The organism is Flagellimonas hymeniacidonis (assembly GCF_008040165.1).
GTDB classification, from domain to species: Bacteria; Bacteroidota; Bacteroidia; order Flavobacteriales; family Flavobacteriaceae; genus Flagellimonas; species Flagellimonas hymeniacidonis.
Genome location: NZ_VRUR01000002.1, coordinates 1,612,877 through 1,630,930, shown reverse-complemented (window position 1 = coordinate 1,630,930; position 18,054 = coordinate 1,612,877). Strand labels below are relative to the sequence as shown.

Sequence of the window (18,054 nt, the reverse complement as noted above, 5' to 3'; positions counted from 1 at the left end):
AACTTTATTTTATGATAACTAACTAAACCTCAAACCTAATAAATCCATGGTGAGCCACATGCGATTTTATTATTCTATTATAGCAATAGTCCTTATTGTTTTAGCATTCTCCTGCAACAGCTCACGTATCATAAAATTTCCAAAAAAAGTTGATACCAAGGACAAACCAATAGTTTTTCAGGATAAAGGTGTTGAATTTGTATCTGATATTGGAATTTACATCAGCAATGATTTTGCAAGCGCAAGACTTAACAAAGTGAGTGTTAAAAATGATAGCACTTTACTATTGAAAATACATCCCGAAAATGAGCCAATAAACAACAGTGCTTATTTTGCCTTTAAAACTTGGGGGGATTATTCCAAAGCAATTTACTTCCATTTCGAATATCCCAAGGGATATGAGCATAGATATATTCCCAAATACCAAATAGGCGATGAAGCATGGCAAGAGGCAGATTCTTTGATGTTCTCTATGAAAGATAGTATTGCTATACTCAAGTTTAATGTTTCCAAGGATACCGCACTTATAGCGGCACAAGAACTAAGGACTACAAAAGAGGTTAAGGATTGGTATACTGCTTTATCCCAAAAAAACAATGCTGTAACCAAATTAAAAATTATAGGAAAAACACATTTGGGCAGAGACATTCCCATGATGGATATCTATAGCGGTTCAAAAAGTAAGAAGGATATTATTGTATTGCTAACGCGGCAGCACCCTCCAGAAGTAACCGGTTATTTGGCATTCCAAAGTTTTTTGGAAACTGTTTTGGAAAGTGGGACACTTACGGACACTTTTCTTGAAAAATATAGAGTATTGGCATTTCCTTTAATGAACCCTGATGGGGTGGACTTGGGACATTGGAGACATAATGCTGGTGGGGTAGACCTTAACAGGGATTGGAGTAAATATCGCCAACCAGAAGTTTATGCAGTGACCAACCAAATAGAGCAAATTGTAAAGGAAGAAGGGGTTAAGGTGTTGTTGGGTTTAGATTTTCATTCGACCTGGCATGATGTATTCTATACCAATGTAGAACGCGAAAACACCAATTTACCAAGCTTTGTATCAGATTGGTTTACCCAATTGGAAGCAAACATCCCAAATTACAAGGTCAATGAGAAAAGTGCTAACAGTACCAGACCAGTATCAAAGGGGTGGTTTCTAAAGCGATTCAACGCAGTTGGAATTACTTACGAAATAGGTGATGAGACACCAAGAGATTTTATAACACTAAAAGGAAAAATATCAGCCCATGAAATGATGAGATTACTAACAAACAACAACTAAATTAAATAACAATCTAATTACTAAATTTATGAGAAAATCAATTTTAACATTCTTACTGGCATGTTTTACAGTAGGGATTGGGTATTCCCAGATTTCGATTTCCGGTACAGTTTCAGATGATACTGGTCCATTGCCAGGAGCATCGGTTTTTGTTAAAGGAACGACCAATGGAACTACAACAGATTTTGATGGAAACTATACGATTGAGGCTAATCAAGGAGAGACATTAGTGGTTTCTTTTATTGGTTACAGAACCGAAGAGCGAATTATTGGCTCTGAAACCACAATGAGTTTTGAGCTACAACCAGATGCTGAAAGCTTGTCAGAAGTAGTGGTAACTGCCTTAGGATTTGTAGAGCAACGAGATAAGTTGGCATCTACCTATTCTAAGATTGATGCAGATAAACTGGTACAGCCTGTAGAAAATAAAATTATTGATGGTATAGCGGGTAAGGCAGCTGGTGTAACTATAAATGCAACCTCAGGGGATCCAGGTGCTGGATCCAATATTCAGATTAGGGGAACCAGTTCATTGAGTGGTTCAAGCCAACCTTTAATAGTTGTAGATGGTATTCCGTTAAACAACGATAATTTAGCGGGTTCAGGAGATGATGACCAATCCGCAGGGGTATCACAACAATCGAGACTAAACGATATTAACCCAGAAGACATTGAATCGTTTCAGGTTTTTAAAGGAGCTTCGGCTGGTGCCTTGTATGGATCAAGAGCTTTAAATGGTGTTATTGTAATCACCACAAAAAAAGGTAAGGCAGGTAAATTTAACGTAAATTACTCTACAGGTGTTTCTATTGATAAAATTTCATATGAACATCCATTGCAGACCACTTTTGGTCAAGGTAATGGCGGTAGTTTTAGTCCAACGGCACAAAGATCTTGGGGAGATAGAATTTCTGAAAGAGCAGGTGGAGCAGATGACGTTGATACTTCCGGTGAATTTTTCGAATCTTTGACTACAGGCAATATTATTTACCCCATCACTCAAAAGAATTCAAGAGAAATTTTCACTAACAGAAACTTTGATCAGGTTTTTCAAACAGGTATTACTTACGATAATAAGGTTTCCGTGAGCAGTGGTAACGAGAAAGGAACGTATTACATAAGTGCTGCACATGTAAATCAGGAAGGTATAATTAAAAGTAGTTTTTATAAAAAGACCAACTTTACTGTTAATTTAACACAAAACCTAACGGACAAGTTGCGAACCAATTTTAAAGCCAATTATGTGCATACAGGTTCCAATAGAACGCAACAAGGTTCTAACACTGCTGGATTATATTTAGGACTGCTTCGTACCCCTGCAGATTTTGATCAAACAGATTATATAGGAAATTACAATAGTAGCTCTGGATCTATTACACCTAACAGGCATAGAGGGTATAGAAGATATTTGGGAAATAGCGATAACGTCATTTACAATAACCCATTGTGGACTGTAAATGAGCAAGAAAGTACTGCTAAAGTAAATAGACTAATTGGTACTGGTGAGGTTGTATATCAATGGAATGACAATATTAGCACCATTGTAAGAGGTGGTGTTGATTTTTATGTGGACACAAGGGTTTATTTTTTCCCTTATTATACTGCAGGTTCTGCCAGAAGATTTGGCCTTTTAAACGATGAGACTATTAATAATGAGGAATACAATGGAGACCTATTGACCAATTTCAACTACGCATTAAGCAAGAACCTGAACACCAATGTTGTTGTTGGCTTTGGTATTAATGATAGAAGACGTAAAAGAATTTTTACGGAAGCGGATAACTTCATTGCCAACTTTAGAAGCCCATTAGATGCAGCCGAACTTTCTGCCAAAGAAAATATTGGATCAGAAACTACCAGAACGAGTAGAAGAAACATTCGTTTTTATGGTACGGCAAATTTTGATTACGCCGACCAGCTGATTTTACAACTGGGGGGAGCATTCGAAAAGCATTCTGTATTACCAGCATCCGATAACGGCTTCTTTTATCCTAGCGCTGAATTGGGCTGGACATTTACAAAAGCATTAAAAGATTCGGGACCCTTATCGTTTGGTAAGATAAGATTGGCATATGGTCAGGTGGCAAACGTTCCAATAGCACACAGAGAGCAAACAGTTTTTGAAGTGGGCACGTTTTCAAGTTTCTCAGATGAAATTGCCCTTGAAAATTTTGGAGGAGGTTTTCAGTTGGATGAACGTTTAGGAAACTCTAATTTAAAACCTGAGATAAAAACAGAGTACGAAGTAGGTTTGGATTTACGATTCTTAAGAAACAGATTGGCCTTATCGACCACGTACTATACCAATAAAACAGAGGATGTATTATTAGATCTTGCTTTGGTTCCTTCACTTGGGTTTGATGAGATATATGCCAATGGAGCCACTATAGAAAATGATGGACTTGAAATTGAGTTGCGATATGATTTTCTTAGAAAACAGGATTGGAAAGGTTCGATTTCATTAAACTATAGCACCAATGAGAATATCGTGAGAGGTGTAGATGGTACTGGAGAATTTATCCAAGAATTCTCTGAAGGTACTTCTATTGAATCCGTAGCGATAGATGGCGAACCACTTGGAGTATTGTACACCCAAGGTGCTCTAAGAAATGCTGATGGAAGTTTTGTTTTGGATGCCAATGGTTTCCCGCAAGTAGATACCGGCGGAAACTTGATTGTTGGGGATCCCAATCCAGATTGGAGAGGTGGTTTACAGTTTGGTCTATCCTATAAGAATTTGTCCTTAGCGGCATCATTTGATACCAGTCAAGGAAATGATTTGGCACAGCGCACCAGATTTATTTTATCTTTCTTCGGAACACATGCTGATGTCGGTAAGACCATTACATTATCGGAAGATTTAACAAACTTTGATGGTGATGTAATTCCTGCGGGCTCTGTTGTTAGGGGTAATGTAGGCAATTTTGGTGGCGGCAATGTGCTGCTGGATGAGGAATACTATACCTCTTTATATGGATTTGGAGATGGAAAACTAAATGAGTTTGCGGTAGAAGATGGTAGCTGGACTCGACTGAGAGAGTTATCATTATCATATAGGCTTGACTCAGAAAATTTTAAAAAGGCAACAGGTTTAAGTTCTGTAGAATTTACTGCTTCAGGACGTAACTTAATTATCTGGACTGATGTTGTTGGTATTGACCCTGATATTAATCAGTTTGGAGTTGGTAGAGCACGTGGTTTGGATTATTTCTCCAACCCTGGTGCAAGAACATATGCTTTTGGAATCAATTTTAATTTTTAATACGTAGGAAATTATGAAATCTATATATAAAATAATGTTATCATTGATTTTTCTAACATCGGCAACAGCCTGTGATGAATACTTAGATGTAAATGATAATCCAAATCAACTAGTAGAAGTTCCTTCTGGAGATTTATTGCTAGCAGGAACATTATTGGCAAATGCCCAAGTACAACAAGGGCAGTTGGCTAGAACAAGTATGTACTATACAGGGGGCTTAATAGGCCTACAACTGGTGCAACAAACCTTATACAACTATGATTACACTCCTGGTGATTCCAATGCTGTTTGGGGACATCTTTACAACGGATTATTAGTCCAAAACAAAGAAATTCGCAGAATTTCTCCGGATATAGGACTTTTACAAGGTATCATAGATGTTAATGAAGCTTTGGCTGTAGGTACAGCTACATCCCTTTTTGGAGACATACCATATTCAACGGCTACACCTGATAATCCAGGGGTGAATTCAGAAGATCCTACTTTAGATGGACAAGCTGAAATTTATGTTGCTTTACAAACCTTGCTCGATGGTGCCATTCCAAAATTACAAAATGGGTCAACCACAAGTGTAACCAATAGCCAAGACAACTATTTTGGAGGAAATGCAGACAGTTGGGTTGCTGCTGCCTATACCTTAAAAGCACGTTATTTTTTACAAACAAAACAGTATGCTCAAGCATTGGCTAATGTGGTTAATGGAATCAACAGTAGTGCTGGAACAATGTCGTATAATCCAATAGGTGATGTTCCAGGAAACAGCAATATCCTGTTCAATTTTGTAAACAGTAGTAGGGCTGGCGATATGACTGGTGATGGAGCATTCTATAGAGATTTAATTGATCCTGCCAATGCTGGAGGTAGAAACAATGCTAAAACTGATGAAACCGCAAGAAGAAATTATTCTTATATAAGTGGGGACGGAGACCAGACTGGAGGAATAGATGACGCCACTACACCAATGAAGTTGGTAAGTTTTGAGGAAAACTTGTTGATTTGGGCAGAATGTTTGATAAGGGCAAATGATGATGTGCAAGGTGCTATAGACAAATTGAATGAGCTTAGGACATATTTAGATACAGGAGCGGCCTTTAACCTTATCAACGGGGATGAGACCTTTAATTACGACCCATATGTGCTAGCAGATTTTGAAGCCGGAGGGATGGAAAATCTAGATAACATTGCTACAGATAGGGCGGTATTACGTGAAATTATTGAAGAGCGCTATGTTACAGGATTCAGTACTTATATGCCTTTTAATGATGTTAGAAGACTACGATCAGAGACAGATTTGATAGTGCCTTTTCCCTTAAACAATGCAACTACGACGGTTAATCCTCAGCGTTTTTTATATGCTCAGGAAGAAATTAACAATAACAGTAATTTACCAAATCCGATACCGGATTTGTTTACGCCAACACCTGTTAACCAATGAGAAAGTTTTAGTAGTTAGTTTTGAGTTAGCTTAGTTTTCTCATGCTTAAAGGGATGCAATTTGCATCCCTTTTTTCTTCTATTACTATAGTAAATTACTATTCGTTTTTTCGCAATATCTTTCCTGCCTTTATATCTTCGAATTTTGATTCATCAATGGAAATTTGTCCGTTGACCAATACAAAATGAATACCTTCAGGGTATTGATGGGGTTCTTCAAATGTTGCTTTATCGATAATGGTATTGGGGTCAAAAACCACGATATCTGCCATCATATTTTCTGCGATAGTTCCCCTATTGGTCAGACCTAAAGAAATGGCCGGCAGTTTTGTCATCTTATAGATCGCTTCTGGTAAGGTGATGACAGCCCTTTCTCTAACATAGTGTCCTAATACTCTTGGGAATGTGCCATACCATCTTGGGTGCGGATGCCCCTGTCCAGGCCTTACTAGTCTACCATCAGAGGCAATCATCGTTTGCGGATGCTTCATTATGCGTTCCACATCTTCTTCGTGCATGGCATGATATATACACGATGCTCCCCCATTAACTTGAGCTTCAATGACCAAGTCAGCACCATTTGCGAGAGTTGGTTCAAGTCCTCTTAACTCGCACCAATACTGCAAAGTTTTTCCTTCCAATTCCTTCATCCACTTCACTTTGGCAAATTGAATACGTGTCAAGTCGTTACCACCTCTATCATTTAGGATATTAAAAATTATTCCAGCTTTTATACTATCCCGAAGTTGCGCATTTTGCACCCTTTCTTTAAACGCCTCTGTTCCCCCAGCTCTTGCCCAACTAGGAATAAGAACGGAAATACCTGTATGACTTGCACTGTAAGGATATTGATCAATCTTAATGTTCAAGCCTGCTGTCCTTGCAGAGTCTACCATAGCCAAGGTCACATTACTTTTCCCCCACATGGGCTTTCCGATGGCCTTATGATGTGTTAATATTACTGGAATATCAGCCTTCTCAGATATACTTATTGCTTCCGCTACGGCGCCAAAAAGTCCCAAACCTTCTTCTCTTAAGTGTGATGTATAAATACCACCCATAGAAGAAGCAACTTTTGACAATTCGATAACTTCGTCCACTTCAGAAAAAGCTCCGGGTAAATATTTTAATCCTGTTGAAATACCAAAAGCGCCTTCTTCCATTGCGAGTTTCACTTGCGCTTTCATTTTTTCCAATTCTTCTTGTGTCGGAGCCCTGTTTTCCAGAGCCATAATATTTTTACGTATTTGGTTATGGCCAACTAAATAGGCTATGTTCATGCCAACTCCGATTTGTTTCAAAGTATCCAGATGTGCTTTTATGGGCCATGGACTTCCACCATCAGGCCCTCCTAAAGCGGTAGTGACTCCTTGTCTTACATGGCTTTCACAATCAGACAGCGTTAAAATGGGGTCTAAATGCGCATGCATGTCTATAAAGCCGGGAGCAACGGCCATGCCTTTTGCATCGATTATTCTGGTGGCTTTACCTTCAGACAGATCCCCAATCTTTACAATGGTTGAATCCTTAATGGCGATATCTGCATTAAATGGAGCATTACCTGATCCATCGTAAACCTCACCATTTAAAATGATAATGTCGTAATCTCGGTTGTTGCAACCAAAAAAACACATCACTCCTAAAATCAATTGAAATAGTACTTTACTTTTCATAATGTCTATATTTATTTGGTGATTTCTGCTTCAGATAACGTTAACAGCATGGCTAGTTTTATTGCTGCTGCACCATTTTCATTAATCCACCATTCATCCAAGGCGTGTGCGGAACCTCCTTTTCCACCTCGACCTATAGTTATAGCTGGAATTCCTTTGGATATTGGGATACTAGCATTTGTAGAGCCAATGGTAAGCTTTGGGGTGGCATTAAAATAATGCGATACTGCGATTGCCCGCTGTACCAATGGATTTTCAACAGCTGTTTTCCCAGAAGGTCTATCACCAATTTTAACCAATTCCAGTGATATTGCATCTCTGATTCCGGATGCATTGTACTCGTCAACAGCCTTTCTCATCGATTTTTGGAATATGACGTCAATTTCTTGAAGCCTATCAGCACTTACCGACCTCATATCAACCTCCATCCAAGATTCAAAAGGAATCGAGTTGACCGAAGTACCGCCTCCTATACGACCAATGTTAAAACTTGTTTTTGGACCTGTGGAGGTATATTCGGATGCTTGTAGGGTAAATTCTTTTATGGCTGCTCCCAGAGCATGATGGGGATTGGCCAAACCAAATGCCCCCCATGAATGCCCTCCTTTTCCAGTGAAAATAGCTTTGTACCGCACTGAACCCAAGGCAGCATTGTTCACCCTTCCAATTTGTCCTCCATCAATTGATATCCATGAATCAATGTTATCCTTCCCTTCTTGAAATAAATGTTTAACGCCTCCTAGATCTCCAAGCCCTTCCTCACCTACAGAACCTATAAATAGAATATCTGCTTTTGTTTTAATCTTGGCAGTGTTGATTGCTTTTAACGTTGCAATTACCATGGCTAATCCTCGAGTGTCATCACCAATTCCTGAAGCATAGAGTGTGTCTCCTTTTTTTTGCACGGTAACATCCGTACCTTCAGGAAAAACGGTATCTAAATGAGCATCTAACACAACTACTTTACCATCTTCTGTACCTTTTCGTAGTCCAATAACATTTCCTACCTCATCGATCCATACTTTTTCTGCACCGGCAGCTTCCAACATGGATTTAAATTTCTCCGCTCTAACAATTTCCTTAAACGGGGGGGCAGGGATTTCAGTCAATATGATAAGATCGTCATTGGTTTCATTCTCTATATCATCAATTACCTGAAGCGCATGTTTAACGGATTTTTGTCCTCCAAGTTTTTTGATTTCTTTGGTATAATTTTTTGCTGCTTGGGGTACTTCTTGTCCATAAATGAAATTTATAGTGATTAAGGACAATAGGAATACAATGCCTAGTTGAGTTGCTCTTTTCATTATCTAAGGTTTGATTTTTTATGTTGTATGGATATTTTAAACAGTGTTACATATTTATAGTGTTTCCCTTGTGTTTTTCTTTTAATTCCAAAAATGCTTGTTGTAATCTTTTGACTATGGGTCCGATACTGCCATCTTCACTATAAGCATGGTGGTCAATCTTACTTATAGAGGCAATTTGGGTTGTTGTACCGCTTAAGAAGGCTTCATCCATTGTAGTCAGATGTTCTTCAAGAATAGCTTCTTCTCTAACTTCTATTTGGAGCTTTTTGCATAATTGGATTACAATCTGCCTAGTAATACCATCTAATATGTAGGTATCAGCAGGGTGGGTATAAACAATATTGTTTTTTACAAAAAAGACGTTGCAATGGGATGCTTCTGTTATTCTCCCATTTCTTATAAAAATAGACTCGTACATTCCTTGTGCCGCAGCATGGTCATTTGCCATTACATTGCCCAAAAGTGAGATTGCTTTTATATCGCATCTGTGCCATCTATTATCTTCGATAGTAATCGCTGCAATACTGTTTTGATTGATTTGTGGTAATGTAAATGGAATGGCATACATGACAATTGTTGGCGTAGCGGTCTTTGGAAATGCATGTTTTCTTATGGCAACCCCACGTGTAACTTGAATATAAACCAAGCAATCCTTATCCTTTAACTCGGATACTTCAAGCAACTTTTCAATCTCTTTAGGTAAGATAGAGACATCAAAGTTCAGGTTTATTTTTTTGAGACAACTTGTAAGCCTATCCAAATGTTCTTTACCATAGAAAAAATCATCACCAATTTGAACCATTACTTCATAAATCCCATCACCAAACAGAAAACCCCTATCAAAAACTGAGATTTGGGCTTCTTGATGTGGAACTATTTCTCCATTTATATAAACCTTTTCTGGATAGTTGGCCATATTAATAATTAAAATGTTCTTACTAACTTAAATATCCAGGTACACCTATGGTTGCCATTGTGTGTAGACCAGGAGTAGCTTTTAAAATACTCTTAACTGCGTTAATTGTAATAGCACAAGTGGCAATATCACCATTTATTCCTGTATCTATTTCTGAGGTGAATGACGGAATTCCCTTTACCGTTATTTTGTCATAAGACCTTGGTTCACCTACAGCTGCCTTAAAATGCATTTCTATTTTACATCCGCCATTTTGATATCCGTGTGAAATCTGCTGCACTCCGCGAGCATCTCCTTTTTGAATCTCCATTGAAGGCGTTTTTAAATCACTTTCCGCAATTACCGGAGTAAGGTCTTCTGTTACTTTATCAAGTTCAAAACCTAGACTTTTTGCAAGGAAATATACGGATTCTTTAAGTCCAACATGTCTAAGGGTACCTTCGGCTTCCTTGGTCTTAAATGCTTCCAAATCTAATCCAGCACCTATTTTTTTCTGAAATGGAATTCGCCTTGGAGTTGCATCCTGAATTCGCTCAACCAAAATACTATCAATATTCTTGCAAACAGAACTTAGTACAGATGGCAAGTAATCCATTAAAAACCCTGGGTTTACCCCAGTGCCCAAACAGGCCACGTTATATTTTTTGCAAATAGCCTCAATATTTTTGCTAGACTCTGGATGCTCTTCCCAAGGAAATGAAAGTTCTTCACAAGTAGAGACTATAGGAATTCCATGTTTGGCTACTTCTTCAATTTGCGATTCTAATTTTTTTATACTGGAAACTGTGGTAATAATAGCGACATCTGGTTTCTCTTTCAGTTTTTGCAATGCCTTTTCCACAGAGTTTTCTATCAAAACGCTTGATGGACTTCCATTAAGGAGTTTTCCAAAATCAGTTCCTTCCAGTTGTTTGTTTATATCTACAGCGGCAGTTGTACAAATATTTGTTTTTTCAGAAATGTACATACCAATTTGTTGCCCCAAAGGCCCCAATCCTATTTGTAATACTGTTATCATGCTTGTTTAAATAATTAATATTTAGTCGTTTATAACTTATAAATCAATATTATGAAATGTTTTTCTACCTTTCCCATACCAATTTTTTTTTTCAATACGTTTCAATTTTGAAGACCAAACTCAATAGTTTACTGATATCTCACGGCTTTAATCCGGATAATGGAACACTTAGCCTTTATATGAAGTTGTCCAATGCTTTTATAAGTGCTATAAAGAAAAAAAAACTGGTAACGGGTTACCAACTACCTCCAACCCGATTACTGGCCCAAGACATGGGTTTATCACGCAGTACAGTTATAAAAGCTTACGAAATACTTTGTTGGGAAAATTATGTTTATTCCGTACAAGGTTCTGGATACTATGTCAATGATATAAAAGACAAGAAAATCAAGTACAGTTTAAGAACTCAAAAAGGAGCAACCAAGTATCCTGAAATTTCTGATAGGGCAACACATTTTACTTCCAATATCACTATCATGAACAGGGGGCATAACAAAGGCATTGCGTTTAGGCCTGGGTTACCTCCGTTGGATGTTTTTCCGGTAAGGCAGTGGCAAAATTTAACCAATAATTATTGGAGGGATGTTAGGTATTCAGATATGTCCTATAGCCATACACTTGGTTTGGATTGTTTGAGACGAAATATTGCAGAGTATTTAAAGCTATATAGAAATATTGAATGTGATTATTCACAAATCATAATTGTTACGGGATCATTACATTCCTTGTCTATTATTGGAGATTTGCTTTTGAACAAAAAGGACGAAGTAGTTGTTGAAAACCCTACCTATGCAAATGCTTTGGCTATTTTTAAAAGTTTGAAAGCTAAAATTATTCCTGCGGAGATTGATAACGAAGGATTGTCTTTAGAAAGCCTTAGCCATGTTAAACTAAAAAGAGGAAAGTTGGTTTTTACAACACCTTCAAACCAATATCCCACAGGGGTTCAAATGAGTCTAAAAAGACGATTGGAGCTTTTAGATTGGGCCGAGGAAAACAATATGATTATTGTTGAAGATGATTACGATAATGAATTTAGCAACTGGGATTCCCCAATTACTTCAATATTTGGTTTGGACAAAGGAAACAGGGTTTTTTATCAAGGAACCTTTAATAAAATATTACATCCTTCAATAAGATTGGGTTATTTGATTGTTCCTCCACATTATATTGATAGCATTGAAGCCATGTTTGAACAATCTCTAAGGTTTATATCGCCAATTACCCAAAGGGTAATGTCGGACTTTATAGAAAAGGATTACCTCAATCAACATTTAAGAAAAGTAGTGCAGGTGGTTAATGAGCGCAAACAGTTTTTTGTGAACCAGTTTCAAAATGTTTTTGACGACACTTTTAAAATACAACCCGCAAACCATGGATTACATCTTATGGCCAAGCTTCCAGATGAAATGTGCGATATAGAAATATCCAAAACGCTAATTGATGAAGAAGTAATATCCTTCCCATACAGTAAATATTTCATTAAAAAGAAGAAAGAAAAGGGTTTGGTAATGGGTTTTTCATCTGTAAGTAAACCTATTATCAAACGTAAATTGGAAAAAATGTCAAGGGTTTTTTATCAAAATAAATCCATCCATTCGTCATGTAAGTAGCTAACCTTATTCAGAGTATATCTTGAGTTTCACAAAGAAACACGATTGGGTCATTAAAATTAATCTTTCGACAAAGGTTTGAAATAGGAGTTATTGTTTTCAGCAAGAAGAATTAAATCACAAACCATTCTTTAATGGTACGTACGATTTTCTCATCTCCTGCACCATTAAAATCGAATTCGTTGCTTTGCGGATTATAGGTATAGTCTTTTTGCCAGTCCTCAATGTTTTTTGCCACCTCATTTATGGCATCGCAAATAAAAAGCAGCTCTTGGTTTGTAGTTACTGGATGTAACGATAGCCGAACCCATCCGGGTTTATCCGTTAAGTTCTGGTTCTCTATGTCAGCAATAATTTTTTTAGAGGCATTTTCATCCAACTTGAACAAATAATGTCCGTAGGTACTTGCACAGGACCAACCGCCGCGAACCTGTATCCCATATTTGTCATTTAGCAAGCGTACGATAAGATTATAATGTATGCCCTTTATACCAAAGGAAACACATCCTATTCGTTTTTCATCATTGTCGCCTAGAATAAAAAGGTTGGGAATTGCTCTTAATTGGCCAAAGCATAATTCTAGGAGTTCCTCTTCACGCTCTGCAATACGGTGCGTTCCCATTTTTTCTTTTAGCCGTATGGATAGTGCAGTCCGCATCACCTGCAAGAAACCGGGGGTCCCCCCATCTTCTTTAGTTTCTATATCTGTATAATACGCAAACTCTCCTTTAGGAGTGGTCCATTTTACATTACCTCCCCCCGGAACATCTGGGCAGCTGGTATTGTAAAGTGATTTATTAAAAACAAGAACACCACAGGTGCCAGGCCCTCCTAAAAATTTGTGGGGGGAAAAGCAAACGGCATCCAACTGTTCTGTTGGGTCTTCTGGATGCATATCGATATCCACATAAGGTGCTGAAGCGGCAAAATCCATAATACAAATGCCTTTGTTCTCATGCATTACTTTGGCAAGTTTGTGATATGGAGCTATAATTCCAGTTACATTGGAACAGGCTGTAAAAGCACCAATTTTTAGGGGTCTATCTTCATATTTTTTCACCTCTTTTTCAAGGTTGGTGGGACAGATGAGGTTATTTTCATCACAAGGTACAATAACAACGTCGGCAATGGTCTCCATCCAGGGTACATGGTTGGAGTGATGCTCCATATGGGAAATAAACACGACCGGTCGTTCATTTTCTCGTAATGTAATTTCATTCTTCACGGCATCAGGCCAGCGTAGCCCCATTATTCGTTGAAGTCTAGAAAGCACCCCGGTCATTCCTGTGCCCGACGTTACCAACACATCATTTTCATTTGCGTTTACATGCTTTTTAATAATTTCTCGTGCATGTTTATAGGCATAGGTTGAAGCTTTCCCCGTTTCACTTGAAAATGAATGTGTATTGGCTATCATTGGGCCTATCAATCCCTTCATGGTGTCCTCTATTGGCCCATATAATCTACCACTTGCTATCCAATCGGCATATATTAGTTTTTTTGGGCCATAAACTGAATCAAAATTCACATCATCGCCTACAATATTTGCTTTAAAATTGCCAAAGAACTTTTCCAAAGTAGTTCCCTTCTGTTCTTTAAGCTGTGGATTAGATGTCATAATTTCTTTTTTGAATTTCTTCTTAGAGTGTGCTAATCTAAGAAATCTCTCATGTTCACCCACAATACTTTGGACAGGATTTTATTTGCGAATGTAATTATGCATGGCATACTTTTTCTAGCTCATTTGGTATTTCGTTTAAGTGAAATAATAACATGTTTGAATTCTTGTAAAAACAGTATAAGAATGCTTGTTTTAGCAATCAAACAGATCGTTCTATAGAAGCTTTTTACATAAGATTTGTTGTTGACAAATTCAGTTTTCGTTCCACTTTTGCCATATTGTTTTAGTATTTTAACTGAATCTAATGGATTATGAATTAAGTCATTTTTTTAATAGCTAAAAATGACTACTTTTTCCATATATTTTGATTTATAACAGTGTTTTATGATTCCAAACATGACAAACTATACTGTTGCAGTAGACAACGAAGAATTCGATATTGAGGAACAAGAAATTGACAATCTTGATTTATTACCCACAGGTAACAATTACTTTCATCTTTTAAAAGACAATCAAGCATATAATATTCAGGTATTACATTCCAATCATATGGAGAAAACAGCCTCTGTAAGTGTAAATGGAAATACCTATAAAGTGAAAATATCCGATGCTCATGATCAAATGGTAAAAGAGATGGGACTATTGATCAATTCTTTGCAAAAGGTAAATGAAATAAAAGCACCTATGCCTGGCTTAATTTTAAATATAATGGTAGAAATTGGTCAGGAAATTATTGAAGGTACACCTTTGCTTGTGTTGTCCGCTATGAAAATGGAGAACATCATTTTATCACAGGGCGAGGGTATTATAAAATCCATCGAGGTTAAAAAAGACGATGCGGTAGAAAAAGGACAGCTCATAATAGAAATGGAATAAAGGCAGGTAAGATGAAAAAAATACTAATAGCCAATCGGGGGGAAATAGCACTTCGTATTATGAAGACTGCCAATAAAATGGGTATTAAAACTGTGGCAGTGTATTCTGATGTAGACAGGCATTCCCCACATGTTAAATTTGCAGATGAAGCAGTACTATTAGGGAAAGCTCCTTCTTCAGAATCATATCTGGCCATGGAAAAGGTAATTGATGCCGCTAAAATTACCGGAGCTGAGGGCATTCATCCTGGCTATGGCTTTTTAAGTGAAAATGCAGTCTTTGCCCAAATGGTCGAGGACAATGGCATCACATTCATAGGTCCAAAACCCCATGCAATTGAAGTAATGGGAAATAAACTTGCTGCAAAGGAAGCCGTCAAAAGCTACAATATTCCTATGGTCCCAGGTATAGAAGAAGCTATTACCGATGTTAAATTGGCAAAAAAAATAGCAGTTGAGATAGGATTCCCAATTTTAATAAAAGCTTCGGCGGGTGGAGGTGGAAAAGGTATGCGTATAGTGGATTCCATTAAGGACTTGCCAGAACAAATGGAACGAGCTATAAGTGAAGCGGAAGCGGCATTTGGTGATGGTGCAGTATTTATCGAAAAATACGTGAGCTCCCCCCGTCATATAGAAATTCAAGTACTTGCAGACACTCATGGAAATATCGTACACCTTTTTGAACGAGAATGCAGTATTCAGCGTCGTCATCAAAAAGTAGTGGAAGAAGCTCCATCTGCTGTTTTGACCCCAGAAAAAAGACAGGCAATGGGAGAAGCTGCGGTAAAAGTTGCCAAGGCTTGTGATTATGTAGGTGCAGGTACAGTAGAGTTTTTGTTGGATGAGAATAAAAACTTCTACTTCTTGGAAATGAATACTCGATTACAAGTAGAACATCCAGTCACGGAACTAATATCTGGTGTGGATTTGGTTGAACAACAAATTAAGGTTGCTAGGGGAGAAAAGTTGGAATTCTCACAAGATGATTTACAAATCAAGGGCCATGCAGTGGAAATACGTGTATATGCAGAAGATTCATTGGACAATTTTATGCCAAGTATTGGAACCTTATCTATATACAAAAGACCAAAAGGAAATGGTATTCGACTGGATGATGGCTTTGAAGAAGGGATGGAAGTTCCCATTCATTACGACCCTATGCTATCAAAATTGATTACGTATGGAAGAAATAGGGAAGAAGCTATTCAGCTAATGCTAAGGGCCATTGAGCAATATAAGATAGAAGGGGTTGCTACAACACTTGCGTTTGGCAAATACGTATGCGAGCATGAGGCATTTACCTCTGGCAATTTTGATACACATTTTGTAAAAAATCACTATGCTCCAGAACAATTGAAAGCTGCTTATAATGAGGAAAAGAAAATAGCAGCTTTAATTGCCCTCAAACTATATATGGACGATAAGAAAAATTTAAAAATGCCCAGTCCTCTTACCTCAGAATGGCAGAAAAATAGAGTTTAAACTACAGATGAAAGATAAAGTACAAATACTCAAAGATAAATTGAAGGAATCTCGCTTAGGCGGAGGACAAGAACGTATTGATAAACAACATGCCAAAGGAAAGCTTACCGCAAGAGAGCGTATTCATTTCTTATTGGATGAGGGTTCTTTTGAAGAAGTAGGTGCTTTGGTCACCCATCGTACCAAAGACTTTGGGATGGATAAACATATTTTTTACGGGGATGGGGTGGTCACAGGATATGGAACCATAGAAGGAAGACAAGTATGTGTTTTTGCTCAGGATTTTACGGTGTTTGGAGGAGCATTATCTGAGACCCATGCGGAAAAAATCTGCAAGATTATGGATATGGCCATGAAAATCGGTGTACCTGTTATAGGGTTAAATGATAGTGGTGGCGCCAGAATTCAGGAAGGAGTACGCTCATTAGGTGGTTATGCTGATATATTTCACAGAAATGTAATGGCTTCGGGAGTAGTCCCTCAAATATCTGCCATTATGGGGCCATGCGCTGGAGGAGCAGTGTATTCACCAGCTATGACTGACTTTACATTGATGGTGGAAAATTCAAGCTATATGTTTGTGACGGGTCCCAATGTGGTGAAAACGGTGACGAATGAGGAAGTAACTTCGGAAGAATTGGGAGGGGCTTCCACCCATGCAACAAAGTCTGGGGTTACACATGTTACTGCTGCCAATGATATAGCATGTATTGCCCAAATTAAGCAGATGATTAGCTATATGCCTCAAAACTGTGAGGACATCCCTACCGATGTTTTTTATGAAATAGGTGAGGAAACCCGAGAAAAATTGAATGGTATAGTTCCTGAAAATGCCAGTCAGCCCTATGATATGCGTGATGTAGTCAATGGGATTATTGATTCAGACACCTTTTTTGAGATTCACAAAGATTACGCAGATAACATTGTAGTGGGTTTCGCAAGGTTGGCGGGTAAAAGCATAGGTATTGTTGCGAATCAACCTATGAGCCTTGCCGGAGTTTTAGATGTAGATAGTTCCAAAAAAGCTGCTAGGTTCACCCGTTTTTGCGACTGTTTCAATATTCCATTATTGGTATTGGTTGATGTTCCTGGTTTCTTACCTGGAACGGATCAAGAATGGAACGGAATCATAACCAATGGAGCCAAATTGTTATATGCTTTAAGCGAGGCAACAGTGCCAAAAGTGACTGTAATAACCAGAAAGGCGTATGGTGGCGCCTATGATGTAATGAATTCTAAACACATAGGAGCTGATTTTAACTATGCATGGCCGGGTGCAGAAATAGCGGTAATGGGAGCGAAAGGAGCTAGTGAGATCATTTTTAGAAAGGAAATCAGTACATCGGATGATCCAGTTGCTAAACTGGCTGAGAAAGAGGCCGAGTATGCTGAAAAATTTGCTAATCCTTATAGCGCTGCTGAAAGAGGATTTATAGATGAGGTGATTCTGCCCAAAAACACGCGTAGGAAACTAATTAAGGCATATGCGCTGCTTCAAAATAAAGTAGCCACTTTACCCAAGAAAAAACATGGTAATATTCCATTGTGAGCAAATT

12 protein-coding genes are annotated in these 18,054 nt (G+C 38.0%); 7 read left to right on the top strand and 5 right to left on the bottom strand.

Annotated elements, in window-relative coordinates; genetic code table 11:
• Positions 1 to 58: 58 nt before the first annotated feature.
• The 3 genes from FVB32_RS16235 to FVB32_RS16225 are packed head-to-tail and all read left to right on the top strand — an operon-like array spanning position 59 to position 5,988.
• Complete coding sequence (locus tag FVB32_RS16235) at positions 59 to 1,291, top strand: M14 family metallopeptidase (protein ID WP_147744877.1); 1,233 nt, start codon at positions 59 to 61, stop codon at positions 1,289 to 1,291.
• 28 nt (positions 1,292 to 1,319) lie between these two features.
• Positions 1,320 to 4,553 (top strand): SusC/RagA family TonB-linked outer membrane protein, encoded by a 3,234-nt coding sequence (locus FVB32_RS16230; protein ID WP_147744876.1) that lies wholly within the window; start codon positions 1,320 to 1,322, stop codon positions 4,551 to 4,553.
• A gap of 13 nt (positions 4,554 to 4,566) precedes the next feature.
• Complete coding sequence (locus FVB32_RS16225) at positions 4,567 to 5,988, top strand: SusD/RagB family nutrient-binding outer membrane lipoprotein (RefSeq protein ID WP_147744875.1); 1,422 nt, start codon at positions 4,567 to 4,569, stop codon at positions 5,986 to 5,988.
• Positions 5,989 to 6,085: 97 nt separating this feature from the next.
• Here FVB32_RS16225 and FVB32_RS16220 read toward each other — a convergent pair whose 3' ends face one another.
• Genes FVB32_RS16220 through FVB32_RS16205 form a run of 4 tightly spaced genes read right to left on the bottom strand, consistent with a single transcriptional unit; the run spans position 6,086 to position 10,904 of the window.
• Positions 6,086 to 7,660 carry an N-acyl-D-amino-acid deacylase family protein gene (locus FVB32_RS16220; RefSeq protein ID WP_147744874.1) on the bottom strand — a complete coding sequence of 525 codons (1,575 nt, stop codon included), beginning with the start codon at positions 7,658 to 7,660 and terminating at the stop codon, positions 6,086 to 6,088.
• A gap of 11 nt (positions 7,661 to 7,671) precedes the next feature.
• A complete protein-coding gene (locus tag FVB32_RS16215) occupies positions 7,672 to 8,967 on the bottom strand; it encodes a M20/M25/M40 family metallo-hydrolase (RefSeq protein ID WP_147744873.1) in 1,296 nt (431 codons plus the stop codon).
• Positions 8,968 to 9,013: 46 nt separating this feature from the next.
• Entirely contained in the window at positions 9,014 to 9,886 is an 873-nt protein-coding gene (locus FVB32_RS16210) for an aminotransferase class IV (protein ID WP_246139903.1), read from the bottom strand.
• Between the two features lie 22 nt (positions 9,887 to 9,908).
• Positions 9,909 to 10,904: an NAD(P)H-dependent amine dehydrogenase family protein gene (locus tag FVB32_RS16205; protein WP_147744871.1), complete on the bottom strand. Its 996-nt coding sequence runs from the start codon at positions 10,902 to 10,904 to the stop codon at positions 9,909 to 9,911.
• Between the two features lie 107 nt (positions 10,905 to 11,011).
• Between FVB32_RS16205 and pdxR the strand changes: the two genes are divergently transcribed.
• Entirely contained in the window at positions 11,012 to 12,517 is a 1,506-nt protein-coding gene (pdxR, locus tag FVB32_RS16200; RefSeq protein WP_187269607.1) for a MocR-like pyridoxine biosynthesis transcription factor PdxR, read from the top strand.
• A gap of 112 nt (positions 12,518 to 12,629) precedes the next feature.
• Here the strand turns inward: pdxR and FVB32_RS16195 are convergent, their stop codons facing one another.
• On the bottom strand, positions 12,630 to 14,135 hold the full coding sequence (locus tag FVB32_RS16195; RefSeq protein WP_147744869.1) for an aminotransferase class V-fold PLP-dependent enzyme: 1,506 nt from the start codon (positions 14,133 to 14,135) through the stop codon (positions 12,630 to 12,632).
• A gap of 399 nt (positions 14,136 to 14,534) precedes the next feature.
• Here FVB32_RS16195 and FVB32_RS16190 point away from each other — a divergent pair, with 399 nt between their 5' ends.
• The 3 genes from FVB32_RS16190 to FVB32_RS16180 are packed head-to-tail and all read left to right on the top strand — an operon-like array spanning position 14,535 to position 18,047.
• Complete coding sequence (locus tag FVB32_RS16190; protein ID WP_147744868.1) at positions 14,535 to 15,014, top strand: acetyl-CoA carboxylase biotin carboxyl carrier protein subunit; 480 nt, start codon at positions 14,535 to 14,537, stop codon at positions 15,012 to 15,014.
• An 11-nt stretch (positions 15,015 to 15,025) separates the two neighbouring features.
• A complete protein-coding gene (locus FVB32_RS16185) occupies positions 15,026 to 16,498 on the top strand; it encodes an acetyl-CoA carboxylase biotin carboxylase subunit (RefSeq protein ID WP_147744867.1) in 1,473 nt (490 codons plus the stop codon).
• 7 nt (positions 16,499 to 16,505) lie between these two features.
• Complete coding sequence (locus tag FVB32_RS16180) at positions 16,506 to 18,047, top strand: acyl-CoA carboxylase subunit beta (protein WP_147744866.1); 1,542 nt, start codon at positions 16,506 to 16,508, stop codon at positions 18,045 to 18,047.
• Positions 18,048 to 18,054 lie beyond the last annotated feature (7 nt).